12 protein-coding genes are annotated in these 17466 nt (G+C 58.3%); 6 read left to right on the forward strand and 6 right to left on the reverse strand.

The genetic code is table 11. From position 1 onward, the window contains the following. Positions 1 to 4: 4 nt before the first annotated feature. From M017_RS0112225 to M017_RS0112235, 3 genes are read left to right on the forward strand one after another with little or no spacing between them, the layout of a single operon-like run. Complete coding sequence (locus M017_RS0112225; RefSeq protein ID WP_238325874.1) at positions 5 to 1129, forward strand: mannonate dehydratase; 1125 nt, start codon at positions 5 to 7, stop codon at positions 1127 to 1129. Beyond that, positions 1129 to 3111, forward strand: coding sequence for a tetratricopeptide repeat protein (locus M017_RS0112230; protein WP_031498228.1), 1983 nt, complete (start codon positions 1129 to 1131; stop codon positions 3109 to 3111). The genes M017_RS0112225 and M017_RS0112230 overlap by 1 nt, the downstream gene beginning before the upstream one ends. Before the next feature lie 2 nt (positions 3112 to 3113). Next, on the forward strand, positions 3114 to 4646 hold the full coding sequence (locus M017_RS0112235; RefSeq protein WP_031498230.1) for a tetratricopeptide repeat protein: 1533 nt from the start codon (positions 3114 to 3116) through the stop codon (positions 4644 to 4646). Here the strand turns inward: M017_RS0112235 and M017_RS0112240 are convergent. Both M017_RS0112240 and M017_RS0112245 read right to left on the reverse strand, forming a co-directional pair. Further along, a complete protein-coding gene (locus M017_RS0112240) occupies positions 4643 to 5605 on the reverse strand; it encodes a hypothetical protein (protein WP_031498233.1) in 963 nt (320 codons plus the stop codon). The genes M017_RS0112235 and M017_RS0112240 overlap by 4 nt on opposite strands. 24 nt (positions 5606 to 5629) lie before the next feature. Next, entirely contained in the window at positions 5630 to 6949 is a 1320-nt protein-coding gene (locus M017_RS0112245; protein ID WP_051669953.1) for an enolase C-terminal domain-like protein, read from the reverse strand. A gap of 199 nt (positions 6950 to 7148) precedes the next feature. Between M017_RS0112245 and M017_RS0112250 the strand changes: the two genes are divergently transcribed. Next, on the forward strand, positions 7149 to 8567 hold the full coding sequence (locus tag M017_RS0112250) for a PQQ-dependent sugar dehydrogenase (protein WP_031498237.1): 1419 nt from the start codon (positions 7149 to 7151) through the stop codon (positions 8565 to 8567). On the opposite strand, the gene M017_RS26600 is transcribed toward M017_RS0112250, so the two are convergent. The 4 genes from M017_RS26600 to M017_RS0112275 form a co-directional block, all read right to left on the reverse strand. Continuing rightward, on the reverse strand, positions 8564 to 10495 hold the full coding sequence (locus tag M017_RS26600) for a thioredoxin-like domain-containing protein (protein ID WP_051669955.1): 1932 nt from the start codon (positions 10493 to 10495) through the stop codon (positions 8564 to 8566). The genes M017_RS0112250 and M017_RS26600 overlap by 4 nt on opposite strands. Before the next feature lie 12 nt (positions 10496 to 10507). Further along, positions 10508 to 11416, reverse strand: a complete 909-nt coding sequence (locus M017_RS0112260; protein WP_051669958.1) for an SMP-30/gluconolactonase/LRE family protein — start codon at positions 11414 to 11416, stop codon at positions 10508 to 10510. Between the two features lie 119 nt (positions 11417 to 11535). Next, positions 11536 to 13173, reverse strand: coding sequence for a Na+/H+ antiporter (locus tag M017_RS0112265; protein WP_031498243.1), 1638 nt, complete (start codon positions 13171 to 13173; stop codon positions 11536 to 11538). A gap of 418 nt (positions 13174 to 13591) precedes the next feature. Next, positions 13592 to 14035: a hypothetical protein gene (locus M017_RS0112275; protein WP_031498245.1), complete on the reverse strand. Its 444-nt coding sequence runs from the start codon at positions 14033 to 14035 to the stop codon at positions 13592 to 13594. 85 nt (positions 14036 to 14120) lie between these two features. Here M017_RS0112275 and M017_RS0112280 point away from each other — a divergent pair, with 85 nt between their 5' ends. Beyond that, a complete protein-coding gene (locus tag M017_RS0112280; RefSeq protein WP_080507692.1) occupies positions 14121 to 16067 on the forward strand; it encodes a DUF1592 domain-containing protein in 1947 nt (648 codons plus the stop codon). Continuing rightward, positions 16064 to 17407, forward strand: a complete 1344-nt coding sequence (locus M017_RS0112285) for a DUF1552 domain-containing protein (RefSeq protein ID WP_202901647.1) — start codon at positions 16064 to 16066, stop codon at positions 17405 to 17407. Before M017_RS0112280 ends, M017_RS0112285 begins: the two co-directional genes overlap by 4 nt. Positions 17408 to 17466 lie beyond the last annotated feature (59 nt).

The following is a 17466-nucleotide window of genomic DNA, read 5'->3' on the forward strand; positions in this document are numbered from 1 at the left end:
TGCTGTGCAGCAAATCAAGTCGAAGAAAGTTTTAGAGGCGCTCGAGGATCCCTCGCGGCGCGAGTTTGCAAAGGTGGCAATCGCTGCCGCGGGAATCCTGACTGGCCTGACGCCGGCGAAAGCGGTAGTGCATCAGAATGCACCGGGCATTAAGCTCTGTGTGCAGTCGCCAGCCCAGCCTACCGATGAGCAGTTGCTGTTTCTGAAGCAGTTGGGGGCTCAATATGTGAGCGTGGGCTCAACGCCGAACCTGCGTACTGCCGATGGCTTTCTGCAGATCAAGAAGCGCTATGCCGATGCGGGAATCACGGTCTGGAATATTGGCAACACGAGCGTCCATAACATGCCGGAAGTGACGCTCAATCTGCCAGGGCGGGACGCCAAGGTGGAGGAGTACAAGGCCTATCTGCGCAATCTGGGCAAGGCCGGGATTCGTTATACGACTTACGCGCATATGGGGAACGGCATCTGGAACAGCGGGCGGACCGAGGTTCGTGGCGCCTCGGCGCGGCAGTTCGATCAGAATAGTCCGGAGGCTGCGGGCTATTGGGATGGCAAGGTGTTCAAAGGGCCGCTGTCGCATGGCCGCGAGTTCACCAAGGATGAGATCTGGGCGAACTACACGCACTTCATCAAGCAAGCGACTCCGGTGGCGGAGGAAGTGGGCGTGCGCATCGGCATCCATCCGGACGATCCGCCAGTGCCGGTTCTGGCCGGGGTGCCGCGCTGCATCTTCAGCAATTACGAAGGATACAAGCGTGCGATGCAGATCGCGAACAGTCCGAATGTCGGGATCTGTCTGTGTTGCGGCACCTGGCTTGAGGGTGGGGTGAAGCTGACGGGGAAAGATCCGGAGGGGATGATCCGGACCTTTGGCGCGGAGAAGGTGTGGAAGATCCACTTCCGCAACGTCAGTGCGCCGCTGCCGCATTTTGTCGAGACCTTTATGGACAATGGCTACTACGACATGTGGAAGATCATGAAGGCGTTGCGCGATGTGAGGTATGACGGCATCGTGATTCTGGACCATAGCCCGACGATGGTGGGCGGTAACTATACGAACACCGCTTATGGCTACGCCTACATGAAGGCACTTCTCGACCGAGCAAACGCCGAAGCGAAGGGTTGATGCGCGCGCGGGTTTTTACACCGCTGGTATTGCTGATGGCCTTCTCCTCCTGTCAAAAGGAAGAGAAGGCCGTTGCACGTGAGGCATCCGTTTCTTCCGCGCAGTGTGCCGGTTGCCATCCGAAGGAAGCCGCGAGTTACCGGCATGTGGCGATGTCGCGTTCTTTCGCCACATTGGGCGCGGCACCTGAGTTTGTGGAGGGCCGCGTCGCGCATGCCGCGAGTGGGCGCCAGTATGCGGTGCTCCGGCGTAATGGAAAGCTAATCCAGCGCCGTTGGGAGCTTGGGCCTCAGGGCAGGGAAGAGCATGTGATGGAGCTTGAGGCGACACACGTGATCGGCTCGGGGCATCATGCGAAGACCTATGTCCATCGACAGACGAGTGGCGAGATGATCGAACTGCCGCTGAGTTGGTATTCGCAGGAGAAGCGTTGGGATTTGAGTCCTGGTTTTGATCAGCCAACTCCGAAGGATTTTACGCGGCTGGTGGATGAGCGTTGCCTGTTTTGTCATAACGGCTATCCGGATGCAGAGGGCAAGCTTGCCGAAGGAATCGATTGCCAGCGCTGCCATGGGCCGGGCGCCCGCCATGTCGAGCTAGCCAGTGCAGGAAAGCCTGCTGCTGCGGCAATTGTGAATCCAAAGAAGCTCGACCCTGTGCGGCAGGAGGAAGTTTGTCTGCAGTGCCATCTTGAGACGACGAGCGCGGAACTGCCTGCGATGCTGCGGCGTTTCGATCGCGCTGCGGATACGTTCCGTCCGGGCGAGACGCCAGGTACTTATGTTGTGCACTTTGATGATGGGCGTAGTGACAAGTTTGAGGTGGTGAATCAGGGCTATCGCATGCGGCAGTCCGCCTGTTATCTGAAGAGCGGAGGCAAGCTCCAATGTACGAGTTGTCATAGTCCGCATGCGGCGCGGGCGGCGGATTTCCGGACGCAGTGTCTATCCTGCCATACGGCGCCACATCGGACGGAGGATTGTATTTCTTGCCACATGCCACGGCGGCCCGTGGACGATGTACCGCATGTGCGCATGACCGATCATAAGATTGCAATTCCCGGCAAGGAGAGAACTGCTACTGCGCAAGGATTGGATATCTATGCGCCTGCGCTGCGGGGGCCTGACCGGGACTTGTATCTGGGCGCAGCGCTGGTCTTGAATGGCAAGGGGCGCAAGGAAGGGATCGCGATGCTTGAGCGTGTCGCGGATGCTCCCGGGCGCGGCCTTGCGGTCTTGGGAGAAGCCTATTTCGCAGAAGGGCGATTGGCCGATGCGATGGCGACTCTGCGGCGGGCTCTCGAGAAGGAGCCGTCTTTGCCCAAAGCTCATTACAATCTTGGACAGGTTCTTGCCGCAAGTGGGAACCCCGAGGAGGGGCGCAAAGAACTCGAGACGGCGCTTCGTTTGCAGCCGCGGTTTCCTGAGGCCGAGTTTACGCTCGCGAATCTATTGCTGAAGCAGGGCCTGCCGCAGGATGCCGAAGCGCACTACCAGGCCGCCTTGCATCTGCGTCCGGTCTATGCGGAGGCAGCGAGTAATCTTGGCAGCTTGCTGCTGTCGGCGGGACGCTTGGATGCCGCACAGGCGGCACTGGAAACCGCGCTGCGCATCGATCCCGCTCTGGCTACGGCGCACAACAATCTTGGGCGCTTCTTTGCGGAGAAGCAGGACTGGGCTGCTTCGCTTCGCCATCTCCAGCGAGCTGTGAAGCTCGATCCCTCGAGTCTTGAGAGCAGCTTCAATCTGGCTGGTGTTCTGCAGCAGAGTGGAGATCTGCGCGGTGCGATCTCAGCCTTTCGCGCGCTGCTCCGCAGTCATCCGGATTTCGCCGATGGGCATCTGGGGCTGGGGCAATGTCTGGGCGACGCCGGGCAGATCGATGCGGCGATTGCAGAGTTCCGCGAGGCACTGCGCTTGCGTCCTGGACATCCGCTGGCGCAGCAGAACCTGGCTGTGGCGCTGTCTCTTCGAGGGCGCTGAGGATGTCGTGGGTTCTGCTGCTTGCCGTCTTTGCCGCGGAGCCCGGCTATGTGGATTCGAAAGCGTGCCAGCCTTGTCATGCCGGGATCTATGCGCTCTATGCGAAGTCTGGTATGGGCCGCTCCTTTGCGCGATTCCAGTCGTTGCCTGCGACGGCAAACTACACGCACCAGGGCCGTCGCTACTTGGCGGCGGGGAATACGATGTCTCGCGGAGCTATCTCGCTTGGGATCGACTTTGTGATCGGTTCCGGCAACCATTCGCAGACCTTGATCCACCAGCGGTCTGCAGGGAAATGGGTGGAGTTGCCGCTGAGTTGGTATGCCGAAGGGGGCGGGAAATGGAGGATGAGCCCGGGCTATGATCGCCTGGACCACTCCGAGTTTACGCGCGAGGTGAGCGAGTCCTGCCTGTTCTGCCACAAAGGGTATACGCCTGAGTTGGCGATCGATTGCCAACGTTGTCATGGGCCTGGAGAGGCTCATGCGAAGCGGCAGGGGCCGATCGTGAACCCGGCGAAGCTTACGCCAGAGCGGAGTCTTGAGGTGTGTCTGCAGTGTCATCTCGAGTCGGCCAGCCGGACGCTTCCAGATTCAATCTTGCGGCTGGGACGTCGTGTGAATTCGTTTCGACCGGGAGAAGCGCTTGGGGACTATCGGGTGTTCTTCGAGTTCGCCCGGCCTGCGGAATCGGATCGCATGACGGTGAACGGGGCGGGCTATGGCTTATTGCAGTCCGCCTGCTATCTCAAGAGTGCGGGCAAACTGCAGTGCACCACCTGCCATGATCCGCATAGCGAGTTCACGCTGCAGGAGGATCGCTTTGATGCGGCTTGCCGCAGTTGCCATGGACAGAAGCACGAGGCGGCGCGTACAGATTGCAGTGGTTGCCATATGCCGAAGCGACGGACGGAGGACGCGGTTCATGTGGTGATGACGGATCACCGGATTCGCCGCGATGCGCGCCCATCGCTTGCGAGGATCGCGGAGACGCATGGCCGGATGACGGGGGCTGTGCGGCCGCTCTATCCTCGTCTGCTGGCGGACAGCGCGGAGATCCGCCTGTATCGGGCGATGGCTGAGGGCGATGCGGCCAGCATGGAGCGGGCGCTTGGCGAACTACACTCGACGGATGCGCGGGCCTACTTTGAGCTTGGAGAAGCATGGAAGAAGCAGGGGCGTTTGGTGGAGGCGCTGGCTGCTTATCGGAAGTCTGCAGACGCGCGGGCCGTTGTGGCGGCGGTTGAGATTCTGCTGCGGCAATCGCGTCTGGAGGAGGCTTCGGGATTGCTGGAACCGGCTGTCCGGCAGTGGCCGAAGGACGCGAAGCTATGGAGTAGTCTGGCCGTCATTGCCGTGGGGCGGGGACAGTTTGCCGTGGGCTTACAGCATGCCCGGCAGGCGCTGGCTCTTGATGAGGAAGATCATCTGGCCTGGTGGAACTTCGGTGTGTGCCTCGAGGCAACGGGAGACAAGGCGCAAGCACAGGAGGCGTACCGGAGGAGTACGGAGTTGCGGCCGCCAGGGCCCCGCTAGAGCGCGCCGGACGGGAGTTCGTAGAAGTCGTAGTTGATCTTCCACGTAAAGGTCTTGCCTGGTGCGATATCCATGGCGATGTAGGCTTCCGGACAGACGGTGGTGGCGATGGACCAGAAGACAAGCTTGGACATGGGGCGATCGGAACTTTGTCGGACTCCGATTCCAGCTTTCGTATGCTCGACGCGGATATCGTAGTCCTTCGCCGTGTTTCCATAGCCATTGAGCCATGTGTAGATGCTTTCGCCTTTTTTGAGGTCCTTGGCGTAGACCAGCTCTTTGCCGCGCGGTTCCGCAAAGCCTTTCAGATCGCGGTCTGAACTGACAGCGAAGGGGAACTTCACGGTCACGCCCAGGCCAGAGGGCTGTTGGTTCAGCATGTAGAAATTGTGCTCGTAAACCGTCGAGACAATTGCCTTCTTGCCCGTATTTTTGAGGCTGTGCTCTATCGCCATACGCGGAGACTTGCTGTCGAGGCGGAGGGTTTTCTTGTAGAGATACGCGTAGCCGTTGGTGTCGGTCAGTTCGTGTGTGAACTCGACACGGTCCTTGGATCGCTTCACCGTCCACTTGCCCGGATCGACAATCTCGTAGGTGCGGAACTGCCGGTAATCCTTCTCTTCCGGCTTCTTCACCGCGCCCACCCCGATCCGCACGAAGCTTTCCCCAGTTTTCGCTTCGTCGTAGCCCAGGCCCTTGCCATCCGTTTGGAACTCTTCGACGGGACCGAGGATGGCGTCGTGAATCTTCGGGTCGTATTTGTCGAACCATTTGCCGAAGTAGTGATGCCCCTTGTACTCGAGACTGGCGACTTGGCCGGACCAATCGAATCGCGTGCCCTGGTAATAGCCGCTTTGCGGCGAGTACAACTTCGCCTTCAAGCTGCCTGTGGAGATCTCGAGATCCGGCGCCTTTTGTGCCAACAGGCAGAGCGGTGCGAATAGCAGCAGTATCTTCATGAGGAGAGAGTCCTTGGTCCTTCTTTAAGGGGTAACAACGGTGCCGCCGAGCGAGCGATCTGTTGGATAGGCGCCCCCATTCTTAGGCTCGGTGATCGGGTACTTTGCAGCGAGCGCCTCATCGATGTCGATCCCGAGTCCAGGCTTTCCACTGCCATACATGTAGCCGCGCCGGATCTGCGCCGTGCCTGGCATCATTTCGTGAACTGAGGGCGGGAAGTGATTCTCTTCCTGGATGCCGAAGGCGGTGCTCGAAAGATCGACATGGTACGCGGCCAGTTGATTGACCGGGTCGTTCTCGCCGCCTTCCTGGAAGGCGGTCTTCACCCCGAAGACTTCGCACAGATGCGCCAGCTTCTTTGCCGGCGTAATCCCGCCAATTGCGGTAACGCGGCAGCGAATGAAGTTGATCAATCGCTCGGCGATCAATGGATAGTATTCCGCTGTATTGGAGAAGACCTCGCCCACGGCTTGCGGTGTGGCAGACACCTTCCGAATCTCCTTGTACCAGCCCAGATTCTCGGGTCCGAGGATGTCTTCTACAAAGTACAGCATCGAGTCTTCAATCTTCTTTGAGAAGAGCATGGCGTTGGGGCCGCCGAGATGCGAATGGACATCGTGCAACAGCTTCGGCTCAAAACCAACCTTCGACCGGACATACTCGAAGACCTTGGGGATGGTCTGGACATACAGGTCTTCGTCGAAGGCTGGCCCTTGGTAGCCTTGCTCCGCTCGCTCCCCCTTGCCGGCAGGGTAGAAGCCCCCACCTCCATAGCCGCCCTCGCCGTACTGGAGCCGGATGTGCCGGTAACCACTCTCGAAGGACTTTGCTACAACTTCCGCTGCGTTCTCGTGGGAGCGTCCGCTGACGTGGTCATAGCAGGCGACCGCGTCGTGGGCTTTGCCACCGAGCAGTTCATAAACCGGCATGCCGGCGCGTTTTCCCTTGATATCCCACAGTGCCTCGTCCATGGCGCCGAGCACCTTATTGTTGACCGGGCCACCACGCCAATAGGTTTTGTAGTTTGCGGAATGCCAAAGGTCTTCGATCTTGCTTGGATCTTTGCCGATCAGCCAAGGCTTCAGATTCTTTTCGAGTGCAGAGATCAAGGCCGCCGTCTGGTAGATATCGTTCGCCGAACCGATGCCGTAAAGGCCGGGCTCGCTCGTGATGATCTTCAAGAAGACCCAGCGATAATTCCGCCCGCCGCTGGTCGTGATGATCTTTACGTCTTTGATGGTCAGCGGAGGGAGTCCGTTGGTTCTCTTTGCCACTTGGTCCTGCGCGGCCGCTGACAGTACAGGAGCTGCCAGCACGGTCTTGAAAAGGTCTCTACGTCGCATGAGTGTGCCTTCGATTCTATTTCGACTCGACCACGGCTTGTTGAGCTTTTTGCTTTCTATCTCAAATTGTGCTGAGATACTCCGTCTTGCGCGCGGTAGGATGTCCTTTATACACACCACCAAGCGGGCTGCATTTCGGGGAGTCGCACGATTGGGTGAGTGAGCACTGCCAGATCATCACCATGGAGACCTTTGTTATATGAGAATCTTGATTCCCTGCGTTGTCCTCGCGTCGCTAAGCTTTGCGCAAGCTCCAGCCCCGACGCGAAATCCCTTTCCGCAGCCGATCGAGGCCAAAGAGGGCGTTGTGCTGGTGCGCTTTGCCGAGTTTGCCTCTTTGCCCACTGTTCCGGGCCAGCCGCAACCGGCGCGCATGATGCTTCTTGTCAACGAGCCAGGAACCAAGCGCCTGTTTGTCAATGACATGGTGGGGCCGCTCTATACGGTGAGCTATGACGGTAAGACCGTGACGCCTTATCTCGATACAAATGCCGAGCAGTGGGGCTACCCGGTGCAATCGCAAGGGCCTGAGCGCGGCTTCCAGAGTTTCGCCATTCATCCTCAGTTCCACCAACGCGGCAGCCGTGGCTATGGCAAGTTTTATACCTATACCGACACGACGAACATGACGGCTACGGCTGACTTCAAAATGGCCGACAAAGAGCACACGCACGACACGGTGCTGCTCGAGTGGACGGCCAAGACCCCAGGCGCTGCGACTTATGATGGCGGCAAGCCGCGCGAGTTGATCCGCTGGGCACAACCCTACGCCAATCACAACGGTGGCCATCTTGCCTTCAATCCGCTGGCCTCGCCACGTGATGCCGACTTTGGCCTTCTCTATCTCGGCGCTGCCGACGGAGGCAGTGGTGGCGACCCCTTCAAGGTGGGGCAGAATTTGAAATCGGCCTTTGGCAAGATTCTTCGCATCGACCCGCTTGGCTCCAATAGCGCGAATGGCAAGTACGGCATTCCGGCATCGAACCCGTTTGTGAAGAATGGTGCGGATGCGTTGGGCGAGATTTACGCCTACGGCGTGCGCAATGCGCAGCGGCTGTTCTGGGATGCGAAGAACGGCAACATGTTCATGTCGGAGATCGGGCAGAACGCAATCGAAGAGATCAGCCCGGTGCCCGCGGGAGGCGACCTCGGCTGGAATGTTTGGGAGGGAAGTTTGCGCTTCCACAGCCGCGATGGCGTGCTGCTGGGCGAGTCTCGCGCAGACCGTGAAGTGATTTATCCCGTTGTCGAATACGATCACGCAGATCCGCTGCTGCTGTCCAATGTTGCGGCCATTGGCGGATTTGTGTATCGCCATAAGGCAATTCCACAACTGACCGGCAAGCTGATCTTTGGCGACAACCCGAGCGGCGAGATCTTCTATGTCAGCGCGGACAATTTGCCGAAGGGTGGTTCGGAGGCGATTCGCCGCGTCTTATTCGATGACAAGGGAACGACGAAGACGCTGCTGCAACTGATCAAGGAGAAGAACACCGCACAGGGCCAGCGGCCGGCCAATCGCGCGGATCTTCGCTTTGGAGAAGGCCCCGACGGAAAGGTCTTCATCCTGAATAAGCGCGACGGGACGATTCGCGTTCTGGTGGCGAGCGGCCGTTAGACCTTGCCGGGCTTGCGGACGGCTAGGGTGAGTGGGATTGTGGCTGGCGCTGATTGCGCCGGCCGCAATTCCACCCGCGTGCGGATCCTGTCGACCAGGCAGACACTTTGCTCGCTGGTGCAGTAGTAGATGATGGCGTCGATGGTGAGGTCTGTCTTGCCTTGCAAGCTGGTGATCGGAATCTTCACCGGGAATTGCAAGGTTTCTGCCGCCTGTTCTGCGTCGAGGCCTGTCCAGTGGAGATACAGTGGCGCTTCGTGGTTCAGCTTGTAGCCCGCAGGCAGTTGGATTGAAACAACAAGGCTGGTATGGCCTGGCTGTACATCGATCGGATTGAGGCGGAGTTCACGGCCGTTGAAGTGATCCTGCCGGCGGCTGGAGCGCTTCTCAAGTCCAGTGAGTTCGAGGGATGAAACGCTCTTCTGCTGGACGTCGATGACGCGGATGACGTGGTTGTTTGTATCCGCGACATAGAGCTTTTGATCGAGCCAGGCAAGCCCGCCAGGTTCGTTGAATGCGGCGGATGCCGCTTTGCCATTGCGCAGTGTTTTGCTGCCATCGCCAGCCATTGTTTCGCTGCGGCAATTGCTGAGCTGGATGGCTTTGATTTTGCTGTTGTAGGTGTCGGCAACATAGAGCAGGTCTCCGGCGAGGGCGACGCCAAGCGGATGCTGAAAGCGGGCGCTGGCGCAGGCACCGTCCTGATCGCCAAAATCAAAAAGCCCCTTGCCCACCAGGGTCTTGACACGGCCCTCCGGCCCCAGATCGACGCTGCGGATCGAACTGGTCTCGCTATCTGCAAAGTAGATCTGCTTCCCGTTACTGGCCAATCCGCTGGTTTGGGCCAGCGCGGCTTCAGAACGTTTGCCGTCACTAATGTTTTCGCGGGCCGATCCGGCAAAGGGCTGCGCCTGCCAGGTCTTGATGTCTGCGGACCAGATCTGATGAGATCCCGCCATGGCGATATAAGCCTGTCCATTCTCCACCAACACATCCCAAGGCGAGTTCAGCGCGACGGTGCGGCCTGTTCCCGGAACATTCAAGCGTAAGGCCTGTTCGCCGGTGCCCAGCACTGTCTGCAATTGGCGGGTTTTGAGGTTTGCTGCGCGGAGCAAATGATTCTCGGTGTCGGCAATGTACAGAATGTCGTTGTGCAAGAAGGTGCCTTGCGGTTGATTCATCTGCGCTGTTTCAAAGGCGCCATCCGCCGCACCTTCGTCGCCGCTGCCAATGACATCGAGGATCTTGCCCGAGGCGCTTGTGATCAGAATGCGGTGGTGGCTGGAGTCGCTGATGAAGAGCCGTCTGCCTGCCGCATCGGCGGAAATCTTACCGGGGTAGGAGAGCAGCGTCTCGGGGCGTGCGGCCGCTTCTAGTGTGTTGTTCAGTGGCGAGCGAAGGAGTTGCTTCTTCGCAAGAAAATAGGGGATTGCCTCGCTCAGTAACTGGTCCACAGGCGCATAGACGCCTTCTCCGGACATCGAACCGATGATCTTTCCGATCGGATTGATGAGCACGAAGGTCGGCCATGCTTTTGCCGTATAGCTGTTCCAGATCTGGAAGTCGGCATCGTTGACAACAGGGTGCTTCACGCCGTAGCGAAGCACCGCTTCCCGAATCTGAGTCGTCTCTTTCTCATTTCGGAACTTTGCGGAATGCACTCCAATCACCACCAGTTCCTCGGCATATTTTGCCTCCAGCTTCTTGAGGTCTGGGATCACATGCATGCAGTTGATGCAGCAGAAGGTCCAGAAATCAAGCAGCACAAACTTGCCGCGCAGTTCCTTGAGCTTGATCGGCGCTGTGCTATTGAGCCAGGACAAACCATCAGGAAACTCCGGCGCGTTTACGATTCCGTCGAACATCTTGTTTTGAGAGTATCCATTGCTGATTGCGAGGACGGCCAGAAGCGCAGCGACTCGGAACATGGAACGATGATCCTACTTCACCACTGGATTGAGGTCGACGAAGGTGATGGCGTTCCAGTCGTTCATCGGAATCACCAGGCGGTTGCGCTTGGGATCGTAAGTCATTGAGGCGGCGCTGGGAATGCCCGATGCGATCAGTTCCGCCTTCTGCCCGGGACGGATGCGCGAGACCGTTCCTACCCGTACGCTGCTGACATATTTCGTTCCATCGGGAAGAATGGCGATGCCATCGTTGCCCGCATCGACGGACTGCTCTGTGGTCAACAGCTTGCCTTCCGGGCTAAAGGTGAGGATGTCGGTGCTGCCAATGTTCACCACGACGATGTTGCCATTCTGGTCGAAGGCCACGCCGTTTGGCTGCTTCAGCGGGGCGCCCGTCACCAGAACCGAGGCTTTGCCATCAGGAGTGATTTTGTAGAGGCGCCAGCTCTCGGGCTCCTGGGTGCCGGTCTGGGTGACATAGATCGTTCCATCTGCGGCGACTTCGAGGTCATTGAAGACCGTCGCGCCCTCAACCGTGATGCTGCCCTTGGGTTCGCCCGTTTTGAGATCGAACCAACGAATGGTGTCGATGTCGGCTACATAGAGCAGGCCGTTGCGGATGTAACTTCCGAGTGGATGATTCAATGTGAGTCCGTTGCGATTGACTCCAATCCACTTCAAGGTATGGGCCGAGCCGTCTGGATGGATCAGTGAGACGTAGCCGTCGTTGGGCACGAGCTTCTGCGGCATGCCCGCATTCACGGCGATGTAGAGATCGCGCGTTGGGTCGTAGCTGATGCTTTCGGCAAAGCGGAAGCCGCCGTAGGTCTTCACGTTGGGGCTCGACTTCAGCGGCGTGCCTGCTTCAAAGCTTTGCGCCTGGACCATGGCAGTGGTCAAAGCGGCGGAAAGAAAAGCGGATCGCAATCGGAAAAACATGGGGAGTCTCCTGAAATGCCGCTTCGATAAGCCCGCGCCAGGGAGCGGCCATTCGTGCCATCGTAGCACGCTGTCGTTTATAAACGACAGCGTGCTACGATGGCCTGCATCGGCCCGGTCTAGCTATGCTGCTGTGCGTCGGCGAGATCTACTTCCCGTACGAGTTGCCGCAGTACGTCGTCACCAATCTCACCCGCGCGGGCCAAACGGAAGAGTTCGTCCCGTTCGGCTTCTAAGCCTGCGAGGCGGAGTTGACGCTCAATCTCGTCGGTTTGCCGGATGACTTCTCGCTCCTCGCCGGTTCCTGATTGGGCTTTGATGCGGTAGCGATAAAGGTCCATGATTCTGGTTCCTGCATCGATATAGCGATCGGCGTCAGAGCGGCCTCCTGCCATGCCATGCAACGTGTTTTCGACGGCGCGAATCGCTGCCTCCGCCGACTTGGCACGGGCGAGATCTTCTTGGGCGTTGTGATGATCGTCAGCGGGAATCTGCAGACCTCGCAAGAGTCTGGGCAATCCGATACTGGCGCCTGTAAGGGAGAGAATGATGACGCAGGCGGCAAGGAAGATCGCAAGATCGCGCACGGGGAACGGCGATCCATCCGGCATGGTGAGTGGGAGTGTTAAGACCCCCGCAAGGGTGATGGTGCCACGTACCCCAGCAAGCGATGCCGCGACGGTAATCCGCCAGTTGGGAGCATTGCTTCCCTCGCCCCGGCGGGCGCTGCGGAAGAGTGTCCACTTCAGTGATAGCCAGACCCAGAGCAGACGTCCCAGCGCCAGCACCGCATTGATGGCTAAGGCGTAGACTGCCAGCCACCAAGGGTTCTCATGATTGGTCGATTGGCTGGTCTCGGCAACTTTCGAGAAGATTCCTGGTAATTGTTCTCCGAGGAGAACAAAAATAATGCCGTTAATCGCAAATTGCACGGTGTCCCATACCGCACTCCGCCGTACCCGGGTGACCGCCATCGCCTGACCGCCCAATTCGGTGAAGCTCATGGTGATGCCTGCGGCAACTGCGGCAAGAATGCCAGAGCAGTGAACATGCTCGGCTGCCAGATAGGCGCCAAACGGGATGAGCAAGCTAATAAGAATTTGCGAGCCAGCATCTTCGCCAAAATGTTTTGTAATCAGACTCTTGGCCTTTGTGATGCCGAGGGTGACTGCGACTCCAATCGCTAAGCCTCCGGCGGCCAGCCACACGAAGGTCCCAAGAGCCTGTTGCACGGAAAACACGCCGGTCAGCGCGGCGGCAACCGCGAAGCGAAGGCAAACCAGGCCGGAAGCGTCGTTCAATAGCGACTCTCCCTCCAGGATGTGCATCAACCGCTTCGGAATGGGGACGCGGGCTGCGATGGCCGAAACGGCAACCGGGTCGGTTGGAGACAGCACGGCGGCCAGAGCAAAAGCGACGGCCAGCGGCATAGTCGGGATCATCCAATGGATGAAGTAACCCAGGCCGATGACCGTAACGACCACGAGACCGAGCGCGAGTTCGATAATCGTCCACTGGTCCCGGAACAGACCCTGCTTGGGAATTCGCCAGCCATCCAGGAAGAGCAGAGGTGGCAAGAAGAGCGTGAAAAAGATTTCCGGATTCAGTTCAACTCGAAAATCGGTCATCAATCCAATGACCGCACCGAGACCAATCTGTACCAGCGGCAATGGAATCGGCCAGGGTAAAGCGCGCGAGAGGGAATCACTGAGGACTACCGCGAGCATGAGGATCAGGACGATTGTTATGGTTTCCACTGAAACTTGGATCTCCTTCCGGCTTCATGTTGAGCGCCGAGGGTCTATTCTTAATAGATTTTAATTTTAACGCTAGAGAAAGCGCGACGCACGTGATGGCAGCGCGATGGAGCAGATTTTTGGGGAGGAACTGTCTGAAATGGAAAGTAGAGACGCTCCGAAAAGGGCAAAGCCTGGAGCCATCAGGTCGCTTGTCGCAGTGGCCGAACTTGCGATCGGTGCTGTGCGCACTAAGTCCTGAGGCAAGCGGCCGCCTTGCGCCTAATTTTTGGAGGCGAGTGGTGGAAGCTCGGCGGGAGGCTCCGATCTACTGGCTGGCGCATGCCAATGCAGCGCTCTCACTCTTACAAGTTGCTACGAGTCTCTGCCTTCGACTTCCTGGCAGAAGGATCTGGGATCTTGTGAATGCTCCGAATGGCTAGTGTTTCCCCGGCAACGCCGGGCTGGTGCCACGAGTCAGTCGCTTGATGTGGAATGGCTTGGGTTTTTCAGCTGGTTTGGCGTTGGCCGTTTTCTCGGTTGCCGTTGGGACCCGTTCTCTGGTGAGCTCGATCTCATTCCCTTGCAGGAGTCCGGAATAACGAGTTTGGACTTTCTCGCCGCTGTAGTAATTGGTGGTCGTGATGGTGAAATTCACCTTATCTCCCACCACGGAGCCCTCTTCGAGTGGGAGATCGATCTCATCGCCAAAGAGCTTGCCGGAGAGCTTCGTTCCCTCGAGCTTGAGCTGGAATGCGATATCTTCCGTCTTCTCGAATCTGCCGGGCAATTGTCCCATCCAAAGACCGCTGATGTCCGCTGCGCCCAACGTGCTGATGCTGAGGAACAGAGCCATCGCGCTCTGGGTGAGAAATGCATTCATTTGTGGTGATCGTATCACCTCGATGACACTTCTGCTCGCACGGAGGAGGTGATAGGCTGGAGGCGTTATGTACATGGCTTAATGAATGCAGAAAACGCCATTTTTCCAACTGAATCCTCATTCAGGCGCATCTTTTTCATGCGCTACGCTCCTCTTTTGGGGTCTTCTCGGGCCGGCGCCCCTGGCTGCCCAGCCGGCTGCGGACGGTAAGAAATTCATCAATACTTATTGCGCAGGTTGCCATGGAGGGAAAAGCCCGGCAGGTGGTTATCAAGTGGCTCCGCTCCTGGCTCCGGATAGTTTCCGGGAGCACCCGGAGGCGTGGACTGCCGCTATGAAGCGTGTCCACAACGCGGAAATGCCTCCGAAGGCCGCCCCCTCTCCTGGCCTGAAACACCGGGAAGATTTTGTCTCCTGGGTGCAGAACGGACTGCGAGCCGAGGCCTGTCCCTCGGGGCCGGTTGCTGGCAATGCTCCTGCCCGGCGGCTGAGCCGTTCGCAATATGCCTCCTCGGTTCGAGACCTTTTGAACTTACATGTGGATGTCGCGTCGGCATTTCCAGTCGATGGTGCTGGCGGCGAGGGTTTCGACAATGCGGCAGAGACGCTTTTCCTCTCCCCAATCCTTGCAGAAAAGTATCTGGAGGCAGCCAAGACCGCTTTGAACTTCGCCGCCAAGGACCCGCGTTCCCGCGCCAGATTCCTCATCGCCAAGCCTGATGCTGGCCTCAGCGCGGAAGCTGCTGCGAAGAAGATCCTCGACGAGTTTCTCCCGCGCGCCTTCCGGCGGCCAGTAGATGTGGCCGACTCGCGCTTTTACCTCGATTTGTTCCGCACGGCGCAGAAGCGTGGCGATTCGTTTGAAGATGCGATTCTCTACAGCTTGCGCGCAGTTCTGGTGTCGCCTCAATTCTTGTTCCGCTCCGAATTGCCCAATCACGGACCCCAGCAACGCTTGCTGGACGATTACGCCTTGGCGTCGCGTCTTTCTTATTTCCTGTGGGGTAGCGCGCCCGATAGTCTGCTGCTGGCACTTGCGGCAGAAGGCAAGCTGCAGGATCCTGAGATTCTGAAGGGGCAAGTTGCGCGCATGTTGCGCAATACGAAGTCGTTTGACTTTGTGCAGAGCTTTATCGAACAGTGGCTGCGAACGCGTGACCTCGGTCAGAGTTTTCAACCCGATGCCAAGCTCTATCCCCTTTGGAGCGACGAAGAGCTGCGCGGCGATATTCGCTACCAGCCCGTCCTTTTCTTCCAGGAAATCCTGACGAATAACTTATCGTTGCTGAATCTGATCGATTCAAAGTTCACGATCGCCACCCGGAAGCTGCAAAAGCTCTATGGTTTGAACGTCAAGCCGCCGCGTCCCGATGTCGGCCAGCAACCGCAGCGCATTGAATTGCCAGAAGGCACCAATCGGGGCGGACTTTTGGGAATGGCCGCGGTACTGGCTGTCTCCTCGCACCCCCATCGCACGAGTCCGGTGCTGCGCGGGAAGTGGATGTTGGAAGCGATACTCGGCACGCCCCCGCCCCCGGCGCCGCCTAATGTCCCGGCGCTCGAAGAGGGAGCCGCCGTGGCCGCCACGAGTTTACGGGAACGTCTGGCGCAACATCGGGCGAATCCTGTTTGTGCCAGTTGCCATAGCCGGATCGATCCACTTGGCTTTGCTTTGGAAAATTATGATGTCATCGGCCGTTACCGGACGGAAGAAGCGGGCCAGCCGATTGATAACAGCGGGGAACTGATGGATGGTAGTAAGTTCGCCGGACCAGCCGAACTGAAAGCGGTGCTGTTGCGCAAAAAAGAGCTTGTTATGCGCAATCTGACGAATAAGATGCTCGGATACGCGCTCGGCCGCGGTCTTACGTTGCAGGATTCGTGCACTGTCGATCAGATCGTTGCAGAAATAGAAAAGAACGACTACAGCGCGCATTCCCTGATCAATGCGGTCGTGCTCAGCACGCCATTCCGCTATCAGGCCGGAGCGACACTGGTCACTCGAAAAGTCCAGGAGGAGCGTAAGAAATGATGATTCCTAAGAAGCGCAACCTTTCGCGAAGAAGTGTCTTAAAGGGTGCGGGTGTGGCCATGGGGCTTCCCTGGCTGGAAGCCATGACGCCCGCCGCCTTTGGCGCCTCATCTGCTGCTGCTCCAGTGCGGATGGCTGTCCTCTATATGGCAAATGGGGTGAACACTTCGGTTTGGACGCCCGAAGGCAAGGGGCGTGATTTCAAGCTCTCCCCTACGCTGGCGCCGCTGCAGGATCTCAAAGATCAACTGGTGGTGGTGAGCAACCTGTGGAATGCTGCCGCCAATACGGGCGATGGCCATTATGTAAAAGAGTCGAGCCTGCTTACTTGCACCACGATCAGTAAGACGCTCGGTGTCGATATCAACATGCACGGTGTGTCGATGGATCAGGTTGCCGCACAACGGATTGGCGACCAAACTCCGCTGCCTTCACTAGAACTCGGGATCGAACCGGAATCCACCGGCGTGGATGCCAATGTCGGCTATACGCGAGTATATGGCTCCCACATTGCCTGGAGCAGTCCCACGACACCTCTGGCGCGGGAGATCAATCCGCGTTCGGTGTATGAGCGACTGTTCCGGGCTTCGGGGCCGCAGGGCAATACCGTGAAGCAGGACACCCAACTGCTGGACCGTGTGCTCGAGCACTCGAAAAAGCTGCGGAGCGAAGTTGGTTCGGCGGATCAAGCCCGCATTGATGAATATTTGTCGATTGTCCGTTCGCTCGAACAACGGATGGATCGTGCGAGCGATCCCAAGCGCAACACCTGGAAGCCGAGGGCGTCTATGGCAGGAGTTGCAAAACCAACGGATGCTCCCCGGGATCATACCGAGCATGTGCGTCTAATGCTCGACCTCATCGCGGTCGCCTTCCAGACGGACACGACTCGTATCAGCACCTTCATGTTTGGCAACGCCGTGAGCGGCGTCAATTTCCGCTTTCTTGAAGGCGTGAGCAGTTCGCACCACGAAGTTTCCCATCACTCCAAAGACCCTGAGAAACTCCAGCAGTATGCTCTGATCAATCGCTGGCACATCGAGCAGTACGGCTACCTGCTGCGTAAGTTGAGGGACATGAAGGAGGGCGACGGGAACGTGTTGGACAACTCGATGATCCTGTTTGGCTCTGCCTTGAGTGACGGCAACTCTCACAATCCGCATAAGCTGCCGCTTGTACTCGGTGGAAAAGGGGGCGGCCGCATTGCGACGGGGCAACACCTGGTCTATACCGAAGACTCACCGGCGGCGAACCTCTACGTGTCCATGCTCGATGCCTGCGGCACACCCGTCGAACGCTTTGCCGATAGCACCGGGCCCTTGCCTGGCTTGCTTGCTTAACACTTTCACAATGCAATCGTCCTGAGCCCGCGCTCACGATTCTTCCCGGGAATGCGCAA

Source organism: Bryobacter aggregatus MPL3, assembly GCF_000702445.1.
Lineage (GTDB): Bacteria > Acidobacteriota > Terriglobia > Bryobacterales > Bryobacteraceae > Bryobacter > Bryobacter aggregatus.

Bases quoted from the DNA above. Each gene is read 5' to 3' on its own strand.
- M017_RS0112280 (WP_080507692.1), top strand. From the start codon at position 14,121: ATGCAGAAAACGCCATTTTTCCAACTGAATCCTCATTCAGGCGCATCT.
- M017_RS0112245 (WP_051669953.1), bottom strand. From the start codon at position 6,949: ATGCGACGTAGAGACCTTTTCAAGACCGTGCTGGCAGCTCCTGTACTG.
- M017_RS26600 (WP_051669955.1), bottom strand. From the start codon at position 10,495: ATGTTCCGAGTCGCTGCGCTTCTGGCCGTCCTCGCAATCAGCAATGGA.
- M017_RS0112240 (WP_031498233.1), bottom strand. From the start codon at position 5,605: ATGAAGATACTGCTGCTATTCGCACCGCTCTGCCTGTTGGCACAAAAG.
- M017_RS0112235 (WP_031498230.1), top strand. From the start codon at position 3,114: ATGTCGTGGGTTCTGCTGCTTGCCGTCTTTGCCGCGGAGCCCGGCTAT.
- M017_RS0112285 (WP_202901647.1), top strand. From the start codon at position 16,064: ATGATGATTCCTAAGAAGCGCAACCTTTCGCGAAGAAGTGTCTTAAAG.
- M017_RS0112250 (WP_031498237.1), top strand. From the start codon at position 7,149: ATGAGAATCTTGATTCCCTGCGTTGTCCTCGCGTCGCTAAGCTTTGCG.
- M017_RS0112275 (WP_031498245.1), bottom strand. From the start codon at position 14,035: ATGAATGCATTTCTCACCCAGAGCGCGATGGCTCTGTTCCTCAGCATC.
- M017_RS0112260 (WP_051669958.1), bottom strand. From the start codon at position 11,416: ATGTTTTTCCGATTGCGATCCGCTTTTCTTTCCGCCGCTTTGACCACT.
- M017_RS0112230 (WP_031498228.1), top strand. From the start codon at position 1,129: ATGCGCGCGCGGGTTTTTACACCGCTGGTATTGCTGATGGCCTTCTCC.